Source organism: Mesorhizobium sp. B2-4-19 (genome assembly GCF_006441315.1).
In the GTDB taxonomy this organism is placed as follows: Bacteria; Pseudomonadota; Alphaproteobacteria; order Rhizobiales; family Rhizobiaceae; genus Mesorhizobium.
The window spans coordinates 69,855-88,416 of the sequence record NZ_VFUV01000014.1 but is presented as its reverse complement, the minus strand read 5'-3'; the positions used below and the strand labels follow the sequence as shown (position 1 = coordinate 88,416).

At 65.0% G+C, this 18,562-nt stretch carries 18 protein-coding genes; 8 read left to right on the top strand and 10 right to left on the bottom strand.

Translation table 11 applies throughout. The features are described 5' to 3' along the window. Positions 1-1,566 (bottom strand): exodeoxyribonuclease VII large subunit, encoded by a 1,566-nt coding sequence (gene xseA / locus FJ546_RS22065; RefSeq protein ID WP_140891266.1) that lies wholly within the window; start codon positions 1,564-1,566, stop codon positions 1-3. Positions 1,567-1,617: 51 nt separating this feature from the next. Next, the gene (locus FJ546_RS22060; protein WP_095771355.1) at positions 1,618-2,574 is read right to left on the bottom strand and encodes a LysR substrate-binding domain-containing protein; all 957 of its coding nucleotides are present in this window, start codon (positions 2,572-2,574) and stop codon (positions 1,618-1,620) included. 176 nt (positions 2,575-2,750) lie between these two features. Here FJ546_RS22060 and FJ546_RS22055 point away from each other — a divergent pair, with 176 nt between their 5' ends. Then, entirely contained in the window at positions 2,751-3,041 is a 291-nt protein-coding gene (locus FJ546_RS22055; protein WP_140891265.1) for a DUF1127 domain-containing protein, read from the top strand. A gap of 172 nt (positions 3,042-3,213) precedes the next feature. On the opposite strand, the gene FJ546_RS22050 is transcribed toward FJ546_RS22055, so the two are convergent. The 4 genes from FJ546_RS22050 to FJ546_RS22035 all read right to left on the bottom strand — a co-directional run bounded on the left by FJ546_RS22050 (position 3,214) and on the right by FJ546_RS22035 (position 7,221). Then, on the bottom strand, positions 3,214-4,212 hold the full coding sequence (locus FJ546_RS22050; RefSeq protein WP_140891264.1) for a DUF937 domain-containing protein: 999 nt from the start codon (positions 4,210-4,212) through the stop codon (positions 3,214-3,216). Positions 4,213-4,289: 77 nt separating this feature from the next. Beyond that, on the bottom strand, positions 4,290-5,663 hold the full coding sequence (locus FJ546_RS22045) for a glutamate--cysteine ligase (protein WP_140891263.1): 1,374 nt from the start codon (positions 5,661-5,663) through the stop codon (positions 4,290-4,292). Between the two features lie 144 nt (positions 5,664-5,807). Continuing rightward, entirely contained in the window at positions 5,808-6,542 is a 735-nt protein-coding gene (locus tag FJ546_RS22040; RefSeq protein WP_140891338.1) for a 16S rRNA (uracil(1498)-N(3))-methyltransferase, read from the bottom strand. A 31-nt stretch (positions 6,543-6,573) separates the two neighbouring features. Continuing rightward, positions 6,574-7,221 (bottom strand): hypothetical protein, encoded by a 648-nt coding sequence (locus FJ546_RS22035; protein WP_140891262.1) that lies wholly within the window; start codon positions 7,219-7,221, stop codon positions 6,574-6,576. Positions 7,222-7,308: 87 nt separating this feature from the next. Between FJ546_RS22035 and FJ546_RS22030 the strand changes: the two genes are divergently transcribed. Both FJ546_RS22030 and FJ546_RS22025 read left to right on the top strand, forming a co-directional pair. Further along, a complete protein-coding gene (locus FJ546_RS22030; protein ID WP_140891339.1) occupies positions 7,309-8,016 on the top strand; it encodes a type 1 glutamine amidotransferase in 708 nt (235 codons plus the stop codon). 281 nt (positions 8,017-8,297) lie between these two features. Then, on the top strand, positions 8,298-8,438 hold the full coding sequence (locus FJ546_RS22025; protein ID WP_162034344.1) for a hypothetical protein: 141 nt from the start codon (positions 8,298-8,300) through the stop codon (positions 8,436-8,438). Between the two features lie 44 nt (positions 8,439-8,482). Here the strand turns inward: FJ546_RS22025 and FJ546_RS22020 are convergent, their stop codons facing one another. From FJ546_RS22020 to FJ546_RS22010, 3 genes are read right to left on the bottom strand one after another with little or no spacing between them, the layout of a single operon-like run. Next, the gene (locus FJ546_RS22020) at positions 8,483-9,250 is read right to left on the bottom strand and encodes a metallophosphoesterase family protein (protein ID WP_140891261.1); all 768 of its coding nucleotides are present in this window, start codon (positions 9,248-9,250) and stop codon (positions 8,483-8,485) included. A gap of 37 nt (positions 9,251-9,287) precedes the next feature. Continuing rightward, entirely contained in the window at positions 9,288-10,424 is a 1,137-nt protein-coding gene (locus FJ546_RS22015) for an alpha-hydroxy acid oxidase (protein ID WP_140891260.1), read from the bottom strand. 25 nt (positions 10,425-10,449) lie between these two features. Then, on the bottom strand, positions 10,450-11,253 hold the full coding sequence (locus FJ546_RS22010) for an FCD domain-containing protein (protein ID WP_140891259.1): 804 nt from the start codon (positions 11,251-11,253) through the stop codon (positions 10,450-10,452). Between the two features lie 210 nt (positions 11,254-11,463). On the opposite strand from FJ546_RS22010, the gene FJ546_RS22005 reads away from it, so the two are divergent. The 5 genes from FJ546_RS22005 (at position 11,464) to glcF (ending at position 17,535) form a co-directional block, all read left to right on the top strand. After that, complete coding sequence (locus FJ546_RS22005) at positions 11,464-12,786, top strand: DUF3422 family protein (protein ID WP_140891258.1); 1,323 nt, start codon at positions 11,464-11,466, stop codon at positions 12,784-12,786. 125 nt (positions 12,787-12,911) lie between these two features. After that, positions 12,912-14,408, top strand: coding sequence for an FAD-linked oxidase C-terminal domain-containing protein (locus FJ546_RS22000; protein WP_140891257.1), 1,497 nt, complete (start codon positions 12,912-12,914; stop codon positions 14,406-14,408). Positions 14,409-14,412: 4 nt separating this feature from the next. Next, positions 14,413-14,997, top strand: coding sequence for an ASCH domain-containing protein (locus FJ546_RS21995; protein WP_140891256.1), 585 nt, complete (start codon positions 14,413-14,415; stop codon positions 14,995-14,997). Next, complete coding sequence (locus tag FJ546_RS21990) at positions 14,994-16,199, top strand: FAD-binding protein (RefSeq protein ID WP_140891255.1); 1,206 nt, start codon at positions 14,994-14,996, stop codon at positions 16,197-16,199. Before FJ546_RS21995 ends, FJ546_RS21990 begins: the two co-directional genes overlap by 4 nt. A gap of 10 nt (positions 16,200-16,209) precedes the next feature. After that, positions 16,210-17,535 carry a glycolate oxidase subunit GlcF gene (glcF, locus tag FJ546_RS21985; RefSeq protein WP_140891254.1) on the top strand — a complete coding sequence of 442 codons (1,326 nt, stop codon included), beginning with the start codon at positions 16,210-16,212 and terminating at the stop codon, positions 17,533-17,535. Between the two features lie 10 nt (positions 17,536-17,545). Here the strand turns inward: glcF and FJ546_RS21980 are convergent, their stop codons facing one another. Beyond that, the gene (locus FJ546_RS21980; protein ID WP_140891253.1) at positions 17,546-18,466 is read right to left on the bottom strand and encodes a bifunctional 5,10-methylenetetrahydrofolate dehydrogenase/5,10-methenyltetrahydrofolate cyclohydrolase; all 921 of its coding nucleotides are present in this window, start codon (positions 18,464-18,466) and stop codon (positions 17,546-17,548) included. Between the last annotated feature and the right edge of the window lie 96 nt (positions 18,467-18,562).

Genomic DNA, 18,562 nt, shown 5'->3' with positions numbered 1-18,562 from the left:
TCAGAACAGCGATCCCTGATTGCCGGGTTCTTTCGCCTTGGCTGCCGGCCTGGCAGCCGGCTTTGGCCGCGCCGCGCCGCTGGTCGCCACCGCGTCCGCCGTCCCGTCGGCGAACTCCAGCGAAAGCGCCATCCCCGATGCCACGTCAGCCGCCTGCTTGATGACGGCGCCGTCGGCATCCTTCACCAGAGCGAAGCCGCGCGCGAGCACGGCCTTGTGCGAAAGCGTGGTCAAGAGGCGTTCGGCCTGGCTCAACTGGCCGCGCAGGCGCTCAAGCCGCAGCGAGATGACCCGATCCTGCCGCCTGGCGAGCGCCGCCAGCGTGTCGGCCTGCAATTTTTGCCGGCGCGCGATCGGCGCCGGCGACAGCCGCGTCGCGGTGCGCGAAAATCGTGCGCGCCGTTCGCGCACAATGGCAAAGAACGCCGCCTGCGCGCGGGCAAGGTCACGCCCGGTCAGCGTGCGCGCCTCGTTGATGCGCCGCGACAGCGTGGCCGGAGTCAGCCTTTGGCCCTGGAGACGCGCCCGCTTGCGATCGACGCTGACGGACAGGCCGCGGCCGAGCCTGGATGTCGCCTCGTCGAGGCGCCGGCGCGGCAGCGCCAGCAATTGATCGGGCGAGGGCAGGGCGCGTGCCGCCGCACGCGCGGCCTGCCGTTTGCGTTCGAAATTGCGCAGCACCGCCGCCTTGAGCCGCGCGCCAAGGCTGGCCAGCGTCGCTTCGAGGTCGGCCTTCACCGGCACGGCGATTTCGGCCGCGCCCGTCGGTGTCGGCGCTCGCACATCGGCGACGAGGTCGATCAATGTCCAGTCGGTTTCGTGGCCGACAGCGGAAATCACCGGAATGCCTGAGGTCGCAACGGCGCGGGCCAGCGCCTCGTCGTTGAAGCCCCAGAGGTCCTCGAGGCTGCCGCCGCCGCGCGCCACGATCAAGAGATCGGGGCGCTGGATGGAACCGTCCCAGGTCAGCGCGTTGAAGCCGGTGACGGCATTGGTCACTTCCGCACTCGCGGTATCGCCCTGCACGCGCACCGGCCAGACCAGTACATGCAGCGGAAAGCGGTCCTTGATGCGGTGGATGATGTCGCGGATGACGGAGCCGGTCGGCGAGGTGACGACGCCGATGACGCGCGGCATGAAGGGCAGCCGGCGTTTGCGGCCGGCATCGAAAAGCCCCTCCGCCTGCAGCCGGCGCTTGCGCTCCTCCAGCAGCGCCATCAGCGCGCCTGCGCCGGCAGGCTCCAGATTGTCGATGACGATCTGGTAGTTGGATTTGCCGGGATAGGTGGTGAGCTTGCCGGTGGCGATCACCTCCATCCCTTCCTCGGGGCGGAATTTCAGCCGACTCATCGTGCCTTTCCACACCACGGCGTCGAGCCGGGCACGGTCGTCCTTCAGCGCGAAATAGGCATGGCCGGAGGAATGCGGGCCGCGATAGCCCGAGATTTCGCCGCGCACCCGCACATTGCCGAAGACGTCCTCGACCGTGCGCTTCAGCGCGCCGGAGATCTCGCTCACCGTGTATTCGGTGGCGTTGGTGCGTGATTCGGATGCTGCTTCGCTCATCGGCCGATTGGGGGCTGGTTGGCGCCCCGCGTCAAGTCGCCACGATCCTTCCTACCAGCCCGGCAGGATCTGGTTCGCCTTGGTACGCCTGATCTTGGCGTAGGCAAGTGCCGCAAAATCGAATGTCCCGGCCTCTTCGACGAGCGGCACCGAGATGTTGTCCAGGCTCTCCGAGATGTGGCGGGCGAGCGCATCGACGATCTCCGGCCGCGAGGTCTGGCCGCGCATGATGCCGATGCGGCAGTCGGGCAGGGTTCCGAAGCCGTCGGCTTCGCCCAGCACCCGCATGCCGGGCCGGAGCGCGCATTCCGGCAACACCGAGATCGCCAGGCCCGACAGAACGGCGGCGGTGATGACGGTCGCAGAGAAGCTGGTGAACAGGATGCGATAGTCGCGGTTCTGCTGGTCCAACACATCGACGGCGGCGCGCCGCCAGATGCAATTCGGCCGGCCAAAGGCCATCGGCAGCGTCTCCTGTTCATGCGTCGCATGATTGGCCGAGGTGACCCACAGCAGCGGTTCGCGCCGCACCACTTCCGACTGGCCGCGCACGTCATTGTGCGTCACCAGCGCGAGGTCGAGATTGCCGCGCTTGATGTGCTCGACCAGGCCTGGTGTCGGCTCGCAGATGACCGTCAGTTCGACGCGTGGATTGGAGCGCGTGAAACGCGCCATGATCTCGGGCAGGAAGCGGTCGGCATAGTCGTCCGGCGTGCCGATGCGGATCGTGCCTTCTAGCCGCTGGTCGTCGAAGGCGGCGAGCGTTTCGCGGTTGAGGTAGAGCAGCCGTCTTGCATAGGAGAGCAGCTTGTCGCCTTCCTCCGTCAGCCTGTTGGAGCGCCCCTCCTTCTCGAACAGCGGCTTGCCGATCCGCTCCTCCAGCCGGCGCATCTGCATCGACACCGCCGACTGGGTCCGGTGCACCTCTTCTGCCGCCCGCGTAAAGCTGCCGGTGTCGGCGATCGAAATGAAGGTTTGCAACTGATCGAGATCGAGCGGCGCTTTCATCGGGTGATCCATCACTGGTGTTGATGGTAAAGATTAAAAACATTCGTTGGATTAATCAATCGGCCGATGGCAAATTGCTGACATCCACATGAAGGCATGTGAATCGAAGCCGGAACGGCCGCTGTCGCCAGCGTCTGTTGCTTGGTTTCGTCCGCTCGACTCCGAAGGAGACAGACATGACCACGATCGATTTCGCCACCGAGACCTCGCGCATCACCTCGCGTCCGGCCGTTGCGATGCGCGTGGCCAATACCGTCTTCAATCTCTACCGCGCCTGGAAAAACCGTCGCGCCTTCTACCGCCTTGGCGAGATGTCGGACGCCGAACTCGCCGATATCGGCCTGACGCGCGCCGACCTGCATGTCGCCATCGACGTGCCGTTCGGCCGCGACCCGACGGCGATCCTGCGCGAAATCGCCAGCGATCGCGTCGAAACGATCGAGGACATCGCCCGCAAGGTGGCCTGATCGGCTGATTTCGGTCCTGCTGAACCTTTTCAGGGCTCAGCGCGACCAAGGATTATGCAGGCTCCCCACTCCCTGCCGGTTCCCCGCCGGCCTGCCTGCACGTTGCCCGGTCCTCCCAAGGATCGGGCTTTTCTTTTCTGGCTTGCTCAGAAGGGGCCGCAGGTTTTGGCATCTACCGCCTGTCCATGTCCCGCTTGAACTGGTCGAAGATCGTTTCCACGCCCTTCTGGTAGTCGTCACGCTGCTGGGCGCCGTGCTCGAACATCTTGCCGAACAGATCGTCGAACGGGTTTCTTGGCCGGCCGCTCGGATTGGTCTGCGGCGGCGGCGCCTGGCGCTGCTGCGGTGCCTGCGGCTGCGGCGCCGGCTGTCCGCCGCCAAATCCGCCCCCGCCGCCTTGCCGCAGCATCTCCTCGAAGATTCTTCCCAGCGGATTGTCGCCGTAGGGGCTTTGCGTCTGCTGCGGCTGCGCCCGGCCCTGCGGCTGCGGCGCGCCGCCACCAAACATATCCTGCAGCACCTTCCCCAGCGGATTGTCGCCATAGGGATTGGGTGCCGGCTGCGGCTGGCTTTGCCCGCCGAACATGTCCTGCAAGACCTTGCCGAGCGGGTTGTCCATCGGGGTCTGGGGCTGCGGTGCCTGGCGCTGCTGTGGCGCCGGCGCCTGCATGCCGCCCTGCCGCATCATCTGCTCTATGATCTCGCCGAGCGGATTGTTGCCGCCGCCGAAACCGCCGGCGGCCTGCATCTGGTTTGTCGTCTGCTTGAACAGTCCACCCATCACCATCGAGGCGATCGCCGGCAGCATCTGCTGCAGGATCTGCTGGCTGACGCCGCTCGCCTGCGCCGCCTGGCTGGCGACGGCGCGCGACAGGTCCTTCGAGCCGAACAAATGTCCAAGAATGCCGTTGCCTTCGTCGACGCCCTGCGGCGAGAAGGCGCGGGTGGCGTCCTCGAAATATTTGGCGTGCTGGCCGCTTGCCATCGCCGTCATGAAGGCGCCAAGCCCGTAAGGATCGGCGGTGTTGCGTTGCAACCCCTGCGAAAAGGCCGGCAGCAGGGCGGCGACCGCAGCCTGTGTCTGCTGCATCGAAAGCCCATATTGCTGGGCAAGCGCCTGCATGCCGTTGCCGTTCTGGACCTGCGCCAGCATGTCGAACAAGGTAGGCATCGGCGTCTCCTCCTGAATTCCTCGGAAGGGAGCCTAATTCGTTTCAATGCTCGATTGAAGCGGCTTTTGCCGCCGGCTTAATAGGCGTATTCCATGAACACTGGCTCGATCGAACCACCCCAGCGCGTGTGGTAGGCCGAAAGCATCTCCTCGGCGCTGGTCGTGCCGCGCGCGACCACCTCATCCAAAGTGTTGAGGAACGAGGTCTCGTCATAGCCGTCGCGGTTTTTCTTGCCGCGGTTCTTCAGCCCGGTGCGCGAAATGGCCAGCACATCGCGCGCGATCTCGCGCAGCGTGGCGTTGCGGAAGGGCGCAGCAATGCCGAGCTCGGGCACGGCGTTGCGCATCGCCAGCACTTCCTTGTAGGTCCAGCTCGCGGTCAACGCCTCGGCTGCATCGAGTGCCGCCTCGTCATAGAGCAGCCCGACCCAGAAGGCCGGCAGCGCGCAGATGCGCCGCCACGGGCCGCCATCGGCGCCGCGCATCTCGAGAAAACGCTTCAGCCGTACGTCGGGGAACAGCGTCGACAGGTGGTTCGCCCAGTCGCCCATGGTCGGCAGGCCATCCGGCACTTCGTTGCGCGCGCCGCCGGCCATGAACTGGCGGAAGGTGATGTGCGTCATGTCGTGATAGTGGCCGTCGCGGATGACGAAATACATCGGCACGTCGAGCGCCCATTCGACATAGTCGGCGAAACCGAAATCGGGCGAGAAGCAGAATTCGAGCAGGCCCGAGCGCTGGTTGTCGGTGTCGCGCCAGATGTCGCCGCGCCAGCTCTGCAAACCGTTCGGCCGGCTTTCGGTGAAGGGCGAGTTGGCGAACAGCGCCGTCGACAGCGGCTGCAGCTTCAGCGACACCTGCATCTTGCGGCGCATGTCGGCTTCGCTCTCGAAGTCGAGGTTCACCTGGATCGTGCAGGTGCGGTACATCATGTCGAGGCCCTTGGTGCCGACCTTGGGCATGTAACGCGTCATGATCTCATAGCGCGACTTCGGCATTTTCGGTGTTTCGGCCAGCGACCATTTCGGGCTGCCGCCGAGCCCGAGGAAGCGGATGCCCATCGGCTCGGCGATCTCGCGCACCTGCGCCAGATGCGCATTGCCCTCGCGGCAGGTCTGATGGATGGTCTCCAGCGGCGCGCCGGAAAGCTCGAACTGGCCGCCGGGCTCGAGCGAAATCGCGCCCTGGCCGGTCGGTTCGACCAGGCCGATGATGCGGCCGTCGTCGATGATCGGATCCCAGCCAAGCTTTGACTGCATGCCTTCGAGGATGGCGCGGATGCCACGCTCGCCGCCATAGGGCACGGGCGCGTTGCCGTCGACATAGAAGGGGAACTTCTCGTGCTCGGTGCCGATGCGCCACTTGTCGCGCGGCTTGTTGCCCTCGGCCAGGTGGTCGACGAGTTCGTCGACGCCTTCGATCGGCCGGAAATCGGTTGTGTCGCGCGCCATGATCAAGCCCTCAGAAGGCGGTCGGGCGACCGCCGGCGGTAAATGGACGAAATGTCAGTAGCCGATCAAGCGAAAAATCCTGAGCCACAGGTCAAGAGGAATTGAAGGCCACGAACCGGGCGGCCTCTTGCAAGACATCGCGTCCTACCAGTCTCCGACGGTTGCCTGCATCACCGCAAGTGCGGCCACCGCCGCCGTGTCGGCGCGCAGGATACGCGGACCGAGCGGAATGGCGGTCACGAAGGGCAGGGCGCGCAGCATCTTGCGCTCGTCATCCGAAAAGCCGCCTTCCGGCCCGACCAGCAGCGCGAGCTTCTTCTCTTTTACGGCCCGCAAGGCAGGCAGCGGGTTGTTGGTCGAGGCGTCCTCGTCGCAGAAGACCAGCCGCCTTTCCTTGTCCCAGCCGGTCAGCAGGCGTTCGAATTTTTCTGCCTCGCGCACTTCCGGCACCGCCAGGATGCCGCATTGTTCGGCGGCCTCGACGACATTGGCGCGCAGCCGATCGATGGACGGCTTGGCCACTTGCGTGTGCTGCGTGATGACGGGCTGCAGGACGCCGGCGCCCATCTCGACCGCTTTCTGCACGAGATAATCGAGCCGGCCTTGCTTCAGCGGCGCGAAACAATAGATGAGGTCGGGGAGGGGTGGCTGTGGCCGTTGCAGCGCCAAGACCTTGAGTTTGATTGCCTTCTTCGACTTCGCCGCGATGGCCGCCGACCATTCGCCGTCGCGGCCATTGAACAGCAGGATTTCGGCGCCTTCGCCAAGCCGCAGCACATGCATGAGATAATGGCTCTGCTGCTGGTCGGCGTCGAACTCGGCATCCAGCTCGAGGTCGTCGGGCACGAACAGACGTTGCATCTTGTAGTTGGCGCGCATCGCCGAGGAATGAGCGAGCCGGCGGCTGGCGTCAAGCCTCGGCCGACGGATGCCACACCGGACGAAAGCCATGCTTCAGGACGGCAAGCGTTGTCTCCGGGGTCAGCAGCATAAGCGCCTTGTCTTCCAGCTGGCCAAGACCGGCGGGTGGGCCATATCCGGCGAAGGACCAACGCAACGCCTTGCCGTGACGCAAGGCATAGGCGTTGCCGCCAGTGGCGACCACCGCGCCGTCGGGCAGGCTGGACAGCTCATGCATCGCCACAGCAGGGCGTTTGCCACCCGACGCCAGCCGCTCCTTGTGCAGCCTTTTGTCGACCTGTGGCGCGCGGGGCTCGGCAATGCCGAAGGCTTCGCCGAAGCGGCCGACAAAATCCCTGGCCCGTTCGCGCTGGCAAAAGAAGCAGGGCCGATGACCGGCGGCCATCGCCGTCACCTCGTCGAGGAAGAACAACTCGGTCCAGCCGGCCTTGCCGCCAGGACGGTTTTTGCCCATCGGCTCGCGCCGGACATTGCGGAATTGGCATACGCAGATGATCCAGGCCTGAAGCGCCCAGCGCTTCCTCAGCAGCGTCTTGGTTGCGGGATCGTGGATGATGCCGCGATTGCCGGTGAACAGCCCGCGCTCGGGCACGGCGTGGATGGCGCCGAACGGATCGACCCGGTTCTGCAGTGGCATAGTTCTCTCCCAGAATACGATCTTGGCTGCAATGCGGGCGGCATGATATCGCTCGTGGCATCTTTTTCATGTCAGCAGGGTTTTGCGATGCGGGTGCTGGTGGTCCAGAACTACGACAATACCGGCCTCGGCCAGGTCGGTGCCGCCCTTGCGGAAGCCGGCGCCGATCTCGACGTGCGCCTCCCTTACAAGGGTGATCCCCTTCCCGAAGATGCGAACGGGCACGATGCGATGGTCGTGCTCGGCGGCGGCCAGAATGCGCTGGCCGATGATGAATATCCCTATTTCCCCGCACTGCTCGAACTTACCCGCGATTTCGCCGGCAAGGACCGTGCCGTGCTCGGCATCTGCCTTGGCAGCCAATTGGTCGCCCGCGCCTTCGGCGGCGAGAACCGCATCGGCGGCGCCAATGAATTCGGTTGGCGCGGCGTGTCGCTGACGTCGGACGCCAAGGCCGACCCGGTGCTGGGCGCCCTGCCGGAAAAATTCCCGATCTTCCAGTGGCACGACGACACGTTCGAACTGCCGCAAGACGCCGTGCGGCTGGCCGGCAACGAAGTCGCCGAAAACCAGGCGTTCCGTGTCGGCCGCGCCATCTATGGCTTCCAGTTCCATTTCGAGGCCGACCGGCCGATGGTGAAGGACTGGAGCACCTCCTTCGCGTCGACCATCGCTTCGCGGCATCCCGATTGGGCCGACAAGCTCGATGGCGAAATGGCCCTTAACGGACCCGACGCCGATGCCGCCGGCATGGCGATTGCCCGCGCCTGGGTGGCCACGATCTACACGATCTAAGAGCCTGCCCCTGGCGCTCCGCGTGACATAATTGGCACGCAGCCGTGAAACCGGCTGGGAAAAACCCCTTTCATCCTTGGCTTGTGTCCGACCGCCATCCTAGAAGGCGCGCGCTCTGCATCGGCTGTGCAACCGGGATGAACCTTTTGTGTGACCCGTGCGACACACCTCCGATACAGAACGCGCCTAGAAGCGCGAAATCGTCGAAACTTTGAAGCGAATTCTCCGTTTCAACGCATTGGTAACCGCCTGGTGCACAGATGCAGGAAGCTCAACAAGAGATGACGTCCGTGAAAGCAGCGCTTCTGTCCTTTGCCATGTTGTCCGCCATCGTGCTGTGCGGTCTCGGCATCTATTCCGCCGATGCCGCCAACAACCACAACGCCGTCGACGGCTACGGCGTCACCGCCTCGCTTCGCTAAAAAAGCCGGCCCTCTCGCGACGCATCCCTGCGACGTAGCTGGGCTCAAGCTCCCTTTATAGCCATTTCCAGGATGCGTTTGTCCGCCTCGTCGACGACGAGGGCGGTCAGCATGCCTGATTGCCAGGCAAGCGTGTCGACATTGACGCGGTTGGCCATCACTTCGGCCTCGGGGACGGGTGTGTGGCCGTGCACCACGATTTTTGAGAACAGGCCGGTGTGATCGTGGAAAACGTCGCGGATCCAGATCAGGTCCTGCGGGTTCTGCTTGTCCAGCGGAATGCCTGGCCGGATGCCGGCATGGCAGAAGAAGAAATCGCCGAACGTTAGCGAGAACGGCAGCGAGCGCAGGAAATCGACATGGCCCGGCGGTGTGGCCTCGAGCAGGGCCTGATGTCCGCGCTTCATAGTCTCCATCTTGCCGAACCAGCTGGCGTCGGTGGTCAGCGACACGCCATAGGACAGTGCCGTCTGGACGCCGCCATAGCGCATGAAAAGCCCTTCCGGGTCGGGGGTCCTGAGGAAATCGAGAAAGCCGATGTCGTGGTTGCCCGCCAGCATCAGATGGCGCGGATCGCGTTCCCGCGCCGCGATCAGGAAATCGATGACGCCCTTGGAGTCCGGTCCGCGGTCGACATAGTCGCCGAGATGGATCACCCGCCAGTCGCGAACCGGTTGCCGCTCCAGCTCGCTCTCGATCCGCTGGTGCATGGCTGCCAGCAGGTCGAGCCGGCCATGCACGTCGCCGATTGCGTAAAGTCGCACACCCTCCGGCCCATGCGCGTCGAGAAAATGGATGCCGGGTTCCGCCAACGCGTCGTGGTCTCCGTGGTCAGGCTGTCACCGGACCCTAGCGCCGGAGCTGGTCCTTGCCCATGTCGGTGACCAGACGTTTTCCGCACAGAGCCAGCGTGATGTCCATCTCCTTGCGGATGATTTCCAACGCTTTGGTAACCCCTTCCTTGCCGAGCGCGCCCAGGCCGTAAAGGAATGGGCGGCCGATATAGGTGCCCTTGGCGCCGAGGCAGAGCGCTTTCAGCACGTCCTGGCCGGAGCGGATGCCGCCGTCCATATGCACTTCTATTCTGTCGCCGACCGCGTCCGCGATTTCTTCCAGCGCCATGATCGAGGACGATGCGCCGTCGAGCTGGCGCCCGCCATGGTTGGAGACCACGATCGCGTCGGCGCCGGTCTTGGCCGCCATCAGCGCGTCCTCCTTGTCGAGGATGCCTTTGAGGATCAGCTTGCCGCCCCAGCGTTCCTTGATCCAGGCGACATCCTTCCACGACAGCTGCGGGTCGAACTGCTCGTTTGTCCAGGACGACAGCGAAGAGACGTCGCCGACACCCTTGGCGTGGCCGACGATGTTGCGAAAGGTGCGGCGCTTGGTGCCGGCGATACCCAAGCACCAGCGCGGCTTGCTGGCTAGGTCGATGATGTTGGCCAGCGTCATCTTGGGCGGCGCCGAAAGCCCGTTGCGCACGTCCTTGTGGCGCTGGCCGAGGATCTGCAGGTCGAGTGTCAGCACCAGTGCCGAGCATTTCGCCGCCTTGGCGCGGTCGATCAAATCGAGCACGAAATCCTTGTCGCGCAGCACATAGAGCTGGAACCAGAATGGTTTCGTCGTCGCAGAGGCGACATCCTCGATCGAGCAGATGCTCATCGTCGACAGGGTGAAAGGCACGCCGAATTCCTCTGCCGCCTGCGCCGCCAGCATCTCGCCATCGGCGTGCTGCATGCCGGTCAGGCCGGTCGGCGCCAGCGCCACCGGCATCGAAACTTTCTGGCCGATCATGGTCGATTCCAGCGAGCGGTTGCTCATGTCGACCATGACGCGCTGGCGGAACTTGATCTTCTGGAAGTCTTCCTCGTTGGCCCGATAGGTGCTCTCGGTCCAGGCGCCGGAATCGGCATAGTCGAAGAACATCTTGGGCACGCGCCGGCGGGCGAGATCCTTGAGGTCCGCGATGGTGAGAATGTCGCTCATGATGGTCCCCGCTTGATCTTATTCACTAGGAGCGTCTGCGCGCCGGTTCGGCATCGCCGGCTTCCGAACGCTGCCGCAGCCGCAGCCGTGACACGCGTTGCCAGTCGCCGCTGCGCTCGGCTTCGGCCATCGACCGCTCGACATAGGTCATGTGGTCCATTGCCGCGTGCCGGGCAGCGTTGGGATCGCCGGCCTTGACCGCGGCGTGGATTGCCTTGTGTTGCGCCAGCAGCGCCTCGCGCGCGCCAGGCACGGTGAACACCAAGAGCCGGTTCTGGAAGACGCCTTCCGACAAAAGCCGGTAGCAGGAGCGCAGCGTGTGCAAGAGCAGGATGTTGTGCGCGCATTCGCAGATCGCTTGATGGAACTCGACGTCGATCTCGGCCTCGTCGTCGAAATCGCCGATGCGATGCGCCTCGTCCATGCGCGCCATGATGCGGTCGAGCAGCGCCAGGTCTTCCGGGGTGGCGCGCCGCGCCGCGTATTCGGCGGCTATGCCTTCGATCTCGCGGCGGTATTCCAGATAATCGGTCACCGCCTTGCGATGCATGGAGATCAGGTCGGCCACCGGCTTGGTGAACAGCTGGCCGATGATGTCGGCGACATGCGTGCCGCCACCGGCCTTGGTCGTCAGCAGCCCGCGCCCTTCCAGCGCCTTCAGCGCGTCGCGCAGGATCGGCCGCGATACGTCGAACTGGCGTGCCAGTTCGCGCTCGCCCGGCAGCCGGTCGCCGGTGCGCAGCACGCCTTCGAGAATGAGGCTCTCGATCTGCTGCACCACCTCGTCGGCTGTGCGCGAATGCTCGATCCTGGAAAAAATATCGCTCAACAGCTGTGCCTGGGAATTGAACCGGTGTCGCGCAGGATAAAGCCTGCGTCGCCAACTGGTCAAATTATTTATCCAATTGGTCGAAGCGTGTCGGTTTCGCCGCCCGGCGCAATATCATCTCTGGCTAAACTTTGTTGTTTGCGTCGTCAGCCTATTGGCTCTAGAGGACGCGACTGCAAGAGGGTCTAGAGAACCCCCAGGGGACAAGCCGTGTCAGACGACCCGTCCAATCTCGAATTCCAGCCGCGCGCCAAGGGCAGCGTCATGGGTTTCCCCGCGCATGAGGGCCGGCCCGGCGCGCTGGGCGAGGTCCATGCCAGGCCGCATCCGCTCATCGAAAAGCCGCGCGTCCTGGTGCAACTCGCCTTCATGACCGAGGGTGGCTCCGGCGTCGACCATGCCGTGCTTTCCGAACTGTCGCGGCGTCTTGGCATCGCCGCGCCCGACCGTCAGGCCCGCCATCACGCCATGAAATGGGGCAAGGGCTCGCTGCGCTGGGAACGGCATACGGAGTTCTCGACCTATCTGTGGGAAGGCCCGCTTTCCGAAAGCGGCAGGGCGCAGGAGGACACACCCTTCGGCAACGGCTTTTCGCCGCCGGGCACCGTCATTTCTGGTATCCGGCTCGAGATCCGCAAATGGACGCAGGCGAGCGAGCGGCTGATCGCCGCTTTCGACCCGACCAGCCTGTGCTACTCGCTGGTCGAGCGCGGCAATGCGGCCATCGTCACGGATTTCCGCCAGGATGGCGACGGCATGACCCGCATATTGGTGCTTGACCGCGGCCTGACGCCGGCGCGCACCGGGGCGCTGTCGCAGCGGCTGATCGACATCGAAACCTACCGGACGCTCGCCATGCTCGGCCTGCCGCTGGCGCTGACCTTGTCCGGCCGCGCCCGCCGCATCGAGGACAGGCTCGCCCAGACCACGCTGGAAATGAAGGTTGCCGAGACCCGTGACAGCCAGACTTTGCTCGCCGACCTGACCGAACTTGCCGCCGAACTGGAGGCCGACGCCGCCTCCAGCCTCTACCGCTTCGGCGCCAGCCGCGCCTATGACGGCATCGTCGTCGAGCGGCTGGAAGCGCTCGAGGAAGAGGCCGTGCCCGGCTATGACACCTGGGGCGGGTTCCTGCAGCGCCGGGTCGCACCTGCCATGCGCACCTGCCGTTCTGTCGAGGAGCGGCAGGCCAATCTGTCGCGCAAATTGACCCGCGCCACGACGCTGCTGCGCACCTGGGTCGATGTCGAGGTCGAGAAGCAGAACCGCGATCTGCTCGCCTCGATGAACAACCGCGCGCGGCTGCAGCTGCGCCTGCAGCAGACCGTCGAAGGACTCTCGGTCGCCGCCGTCTCCTATTACGTCGTCGGCCTCATCGGTTATGTCGCCAAGGGTGCCTCGATCTTCGGCCATGCTTTCGCGCCGGAAGTCGTCACCGCCGCCTCAGTGCCGGTCGCCATCCTGCTGGTCTGGTGGGGCGTGCGTCGCGTGCGCCGGATGCATTCCGAGCCGGCCAAGCACCCGGGCGAATAGCGGCAGATTGCCGCTGCGGAAGCCCGTCCTGGCCCGACGCGGGAGCCTCCCATCACCACGGCATTTGCAACCAGCGCGCTTCACTGGTAAAAGATTTTGACCAGTCAAGCAAAATGAGGCTGCTGATGTCCGGCCTGGCCATGCCGAAACCAGACGACGCCACGAAGCGCCGGCGCGACGAGATCGTCGCCGACATGCGCATCATCGTGCCGGGCGAGGGCGTGGTCGACGCGGCCAATGCCATGCGCGCCTTTGAGAGCGATGGCCTGACCGCCTATCGGCAATTGCCGCTGGTCGTCGTTCTGCCCGAGACCGTGGCGCAGGTCTCCCGCGTGCTGAAATACTGCAACGACCGCAACATCCGCGTCGTGCCGCGCGGTTCCGGCACCTCGCTGTCGGGTGGCGCGCTGCCGCTGGAAGACGCGGTGCTTCTGGTGATGAGCCGCTTCAACCGCATCCTGGCGATCGATTTTCCAAATCGCATCGTCGTCGCCCAGCCGGGCGTCACCAACCTCGGCATCACCACCGCCGTCGAGCAGGAGGGCTTTTACTATGCCCCCGATCCATCCTCCCAGATCGCCTGCTCGATCGGCGGCAATGTCGCGGAGAATTCCGGCGGCGTGCACTGCCTGAAATACGGCCTCACCGCCAACAATGTGCTCGGCATCGAGATGGTGCTGATGAATGGCGAGGTGGTGCGGCTCGGCGGCAGCCATCTCGATGCGGAAGGCTACGATCTGCTTGGCGTGATGACCGGTTCCGAAGGCCTTCTCGGCGTCGTCACCGAAGTCACGGTCCGCATATTGAAGAAACCGGAAACGGCGCGCGCGCTGCTGATCGGCTTTCCGACCAGCGAGCAGGGCGGCCAGTGCGTCGCCGACATTATCGGCGCCGCCATCATTCCCGGCGGCATGGAAATGATGGACCGGCCGGCGATCCACGCGGCGGAGGATTTCGTCCACGCCGGCTATCCCCTCGATGTCGAGGCGTTGCTGATCGTCGAGCTCGACGGGCCGGGCGTCGAGGTTGATCACCTCATCACCGCTGTCGAGGCGATCGCCATAAGCAACGGCTCGACCACCTGCCGCATCTCGCAATCCGAGCAGGAGCGGCTGAGCTTCTGGGCCGGCCGCAAGGCGGCCTTCCCGGCGGTCGGCCGCATCTCGCCCGACTATTACTGCATGGATGGCACCATCCCCCGCAAGGAACTGCCGCGCGTGCTCGCCGGCATGCGCGAGCTGTCGGAAAAATACGGTCTCGGCGTCGCCAATGTCTTTCACGCCGGCGACGGCAATCTGCATCCGCTGATCCTCTACGATGCCAATGTTCCCGGCGAACTCGACAAGGCCGAAAGTTTTGGCGCCGACATATTGCGCCTCTGCGTCAAGGTCGGCGGCGTGCTGACGGGGGAACATGGGGTCGGGGTCGAGAAGCGCGACCTGATGTCGGAAATGTTCAACCAGGTCGATCTCGACCAGCAGATGCGCGTCAAATGCGCCTTCGACCCCAATCACCTGCTCAACCCGGGAAAAGTCTTCCCGCAACTGCGCCGCTGCGCCGAGCTTGGGCGCATGCATGTGCACAGGGGGCAGGTGGCGTTTCCGGATATTCCGAGGTTTTGAGAGGATGCTGTTCCGGGACCAGATCCTTGCGGCCATTGCGTCGGGCGAAGTGACGCTCGCCTTTCGCCGCTGGCGGCGGCCGACGGTCAAGGCTGGTGGGCGGGTGAGAACGGCGTCGGGCGTCGTGCTGATCGGCGATGTCACGGTCGTCGACATGTCCGCACTGACGGAAAAGGACGCGAGCGCGGCTGGCTTTCCGACACTCGCGGCCCTGCGGGAGATGCTTGGGCCTGATGACGGCACCCTGGTCTATCGCATCGAACTCACCGGTCTTGAGCCCGACGAGCGGGTTGCCTTGCGCGCCGAGGCCTCCTTGTCAGATGCGGATTGGCACGCCCTGACCCTGCGCTTTGCCCGCTGGGACAAGACGGCGCCTGGCTATTTCCCGTCGATCCTGCGGGCAATCGACGCCCATCCGGAAGTGCGGGCGGCGGACCTGGCGGCCAAGGCCGGCATCGAGACGCTGAAGTTCAAACAGGATGTCCGCAAGCTCAAGGAACTCGGGCTCACCGAGAGCCTCGAGATCGGTTACCGGCTGTCGCCAAGGGGCGAAGCCGTGCTCGAGAAGCTCAGGGAGCACAGGCTTTGACGACTTTGACCCCGACCACGTCAGGCGAAGTCCTGTCCACCATTGCCTGGGCGGTGGCGGAAGAGACGCCGCTCGAAATTATCGGCCACGGCTCCAAGCGCGGCATCGGCCGTCCGTTGCAGACGGAGCACACGCTCGACCTGTCGAAACTCACCGGCGTCACTCTTTATGAACCCGCCGAGCTGGTGCTGTCGGCAAAGGCCGGCACGCCTTTGGCCGAGATCGAAAAGCTGCTGGCGGACAACGGCCAGCAGCTTGCCTTCGAGCCGATGGACTACAACCCGCTGCTCGGCGGCGAGCCGGGCAAGGGCACGATCGGCGGCGTGCTTGGTGCGAACCTTTCCGGTCCGCGCCGGCTGAAAGCGGGCGGGGCGCGCGATCATATTCTCGGCATCAACGTCGTGTCAGGCCGGGGCGAAGCTTTCAAATCCGGCGGCCGCGTGGTCAAGAATGTCACCGGCTATGACATGTCGAAGCTGATGGCCAACAGCTGGGGCACGCTGGCCGTTTTCACCGACGTCACCTTCAAGGTGCTTCCTGCCGCCGAGACCGAGGTGACGCTCGCGGTTCGTGGCCTGCTTGACGACGCCGCGGCGAGCGCCATGGCGCTGGCACTCGGCTCCAGCGCGGAAGTGTCGAGTGCCGCCCATCTGCCGGAGCGGATCGCCGCACGCGTAGCCGGCGGCGCGCTCGGCAGCGACGCTGCCACGCTGCTTAGGGTCGAGGGCTTTGGCCCTTCCGTCGTCTATCGCATCGCTGCGCTGAAGACGCTGCTCGGCAAGGCCGGGCCGCTGGAGGAGATTGCCGGCGAGGCTTCGCGGCTGATCTGGCGCGACGTGCGCGATATCAGGCCTTTCGCCGACAGCAGCGAAAAACCGGTCTGGCGCGTGTCGATGACACCTTCCCAGGGCCACCAGATGGTGCTGACCTTGCGCATGCAGGCCGCCGTCAGCGCCTTCTATGACTGGCAGGGCGGGCTGGTGTGGTTGCGTATGGAGGAGGGCGGTCCGGAAGCCGCTCTGCTGCGCGGGCTGTTGCGAAAACATGGCGGCGGCCATGCGACGCTGGTGCGCGCCGCCCCCGCCCATCGCGCCGCGCTGCCGGTGTTCGAGCCGCAGCCGCCGGCGCTGGCAGCGCTCAGCCAGCGGCTGAAGCAGGAATTCGACCCGAAGAACGTCCTCAATCCCGGCCGCATGGCCTAGGACATCAGCGATGCAGACGAATTTCTCATCCGACCAGCTCGCCGACCCGCATGTCGCGGAATCGGAAAAGATCCTGCGCAAATGCGTGCATTGCGGCTTCTGCACCGCCACTTGCCCGACTTATGTGACGCTCGGCAACGAGCTCGATTCACCGCGCGGGCGCATCTACCTGATCAAGGACATGCTGGAGAACGGCCGTCCGGCCGACAAGGAGATCGTCACCCATATCGACCGCTGCCTGTCGTGCCTTGCCTGCATGACTACATGCCCCTCGGGCGTCAACTACATGCACCTGGTCGATCACGCCCGCGCCCACATCCAGGAGACCTATCACAGGCCGCTGCTCGACCGCCTGACGCGCGCCATGCTGGCCTTCGTGCTGCCCTATCCCCAACGTTTTCGCGCCGCTCTCAAGCTGGCGAAACTCGGCAAGCCCTTCATCGGCCTGTTCGAGAAGGTCCCGGCCCTAAGACCGCTTGGCGCGATGCTCAAGCTCGCGCCGGCATCGATCCCGGCAGCCTCGCCGATGGCCTCGCCGGGCATCCATGCCGCGCAGGGGGCCAAAAAGGGTCGCGTCGCCATTCTCACCGGCTGCGCGCAGTCGGTGCTTGATCCCGCCATCAACGACACGACGATTTCGCTGCTGACGCGCCTCGGCGTCGAGGTGGTGGTGCCGCCCGGCGAGGTCTGCTGCGGCGCATTGGTCCATCATATGGGGCGCGAAGAGGCCGCACTGGCCTCGGCAAGACAGAATGTCGATGCTTGGACACGCGCCATGGACCAGGGCGGGCTCGACGCCATCATCATCACCGCGTCCGGTTGCGGCACGACGATCAAGGACTATGGCTTCATGCTGCGGCTCGATCCGGCCTATGCCGGCAAGGCCGCGCGCGTCTCGGCGCTGGCCAAGGACGTCACCGAATATCTGGCCGCTTTCGACATGCCCGAGCCGGTGCGCAGGCCGGGCACGGTCGTCGCCTATCACTCCGCCTGTTCGATGCAGCACGGCCAGAAGATCATCCGCCAGCCGAAGGAGTTGCTGGCCAAGGCCGGCTTCATCGTACGCGAGCCGCGCGAGGGCCATCTGTGCTGCGGCTCGGCCGGCACCTACAACATCCTGCAGTCCGAGATTTCGGCAAAGCTGCGCGACCGTAAGGTCAGAAATATCGAGGCGACGGGCGCCTCGATCGTCGCCACCGGCAACATCGGCTGCATCACCCAGATCGGGTCGGCCGCCAGCATGCCGGTGGTGCACACCATCAAACTGCTCGACTGGGCCTATGGCGGGCCGAAGCCGGATGGCGTTCAGGACGAGAGCCTGATCGCGGCGGAGTAGGGACCGGCGCCTACTCCGCAGCCAGCCTGTCCGCGGTGCCGTAGGTGGCCTCATACAGCGCGCGCTGGCGGCTGAGCGCCACCATCGTGTTGCGCAGCAGGATCGCCACTGTGATTGGGCCGACGCCGCCCGGCACCGGCGTGATCCAGGAGGCCACGTCTTTCACACTGTCGGTGTCGACGTCGCCGACGATGCGGCTCGTCCCATCGGGTCCGATCTCGGAATTGATGCCGATATCGATGACGGCAGCCCCAGGCTTCACCATGTCGGCCTTGATCAGCCGCGGCTTGCCCACGGCGACGAACAGCGCGTCGGCGCGGCGCGCATGGGCTGCGACCGATCGCGTCATGTGATGGCAGACCGTGACCGTCGCGCCCTCGCTCATCAGCAAGAAGGCGATCGGCTTGCCGACGATTTCCGAATGGCCGACGATGACGACTTCCAGCCCCTTGAGGTCGAGGCCGGTCTCCTTGAGCAGTTCGACGGAGGCAGCCGCCGTGCAGGGCGCCAGATCAAGCTGGTTATAGACGATGTTGCCGATCGAGGCCGGGTGCATGCCTTCGACATCCTTGAGCGGATGCACCGCCGCCTGCAGCGTCTTGACCGGAATATGCGCGGGCACCGGCCGCTGGATGATGATGCCGGTGACGCGTGGATCGGCGTTCAGCCCGTGGATGGCCGCTTCCAGTTCGCCCGAGGTGATGGTGGCGGGAAAACGCCGTTCCTCGAAATCGATGCCGGCAAGCTGCGCCTTGGCGCGTTGGTTGCGCACATAGACATCCACGGCATCGGTATCGCCGACGGTGATCGAGATCAGCTTGGGCGGAAAACCCTCGGCCTTGGCGATCGCCGCATCCTCGCGCACGGCGGCGATGATGCGCTGGGCAACCGGGCCGCCCTTGAGATAACGGCTGTCGTCGGGCAGGGACATGGCTGGGACTCTTTTCTTGCGTTGACGCCGACATAGCAAAAGACCATCGAAAATGGCAGCATGAAAGCGAAGCGCCATGCCTTCTGCGCGACGCAA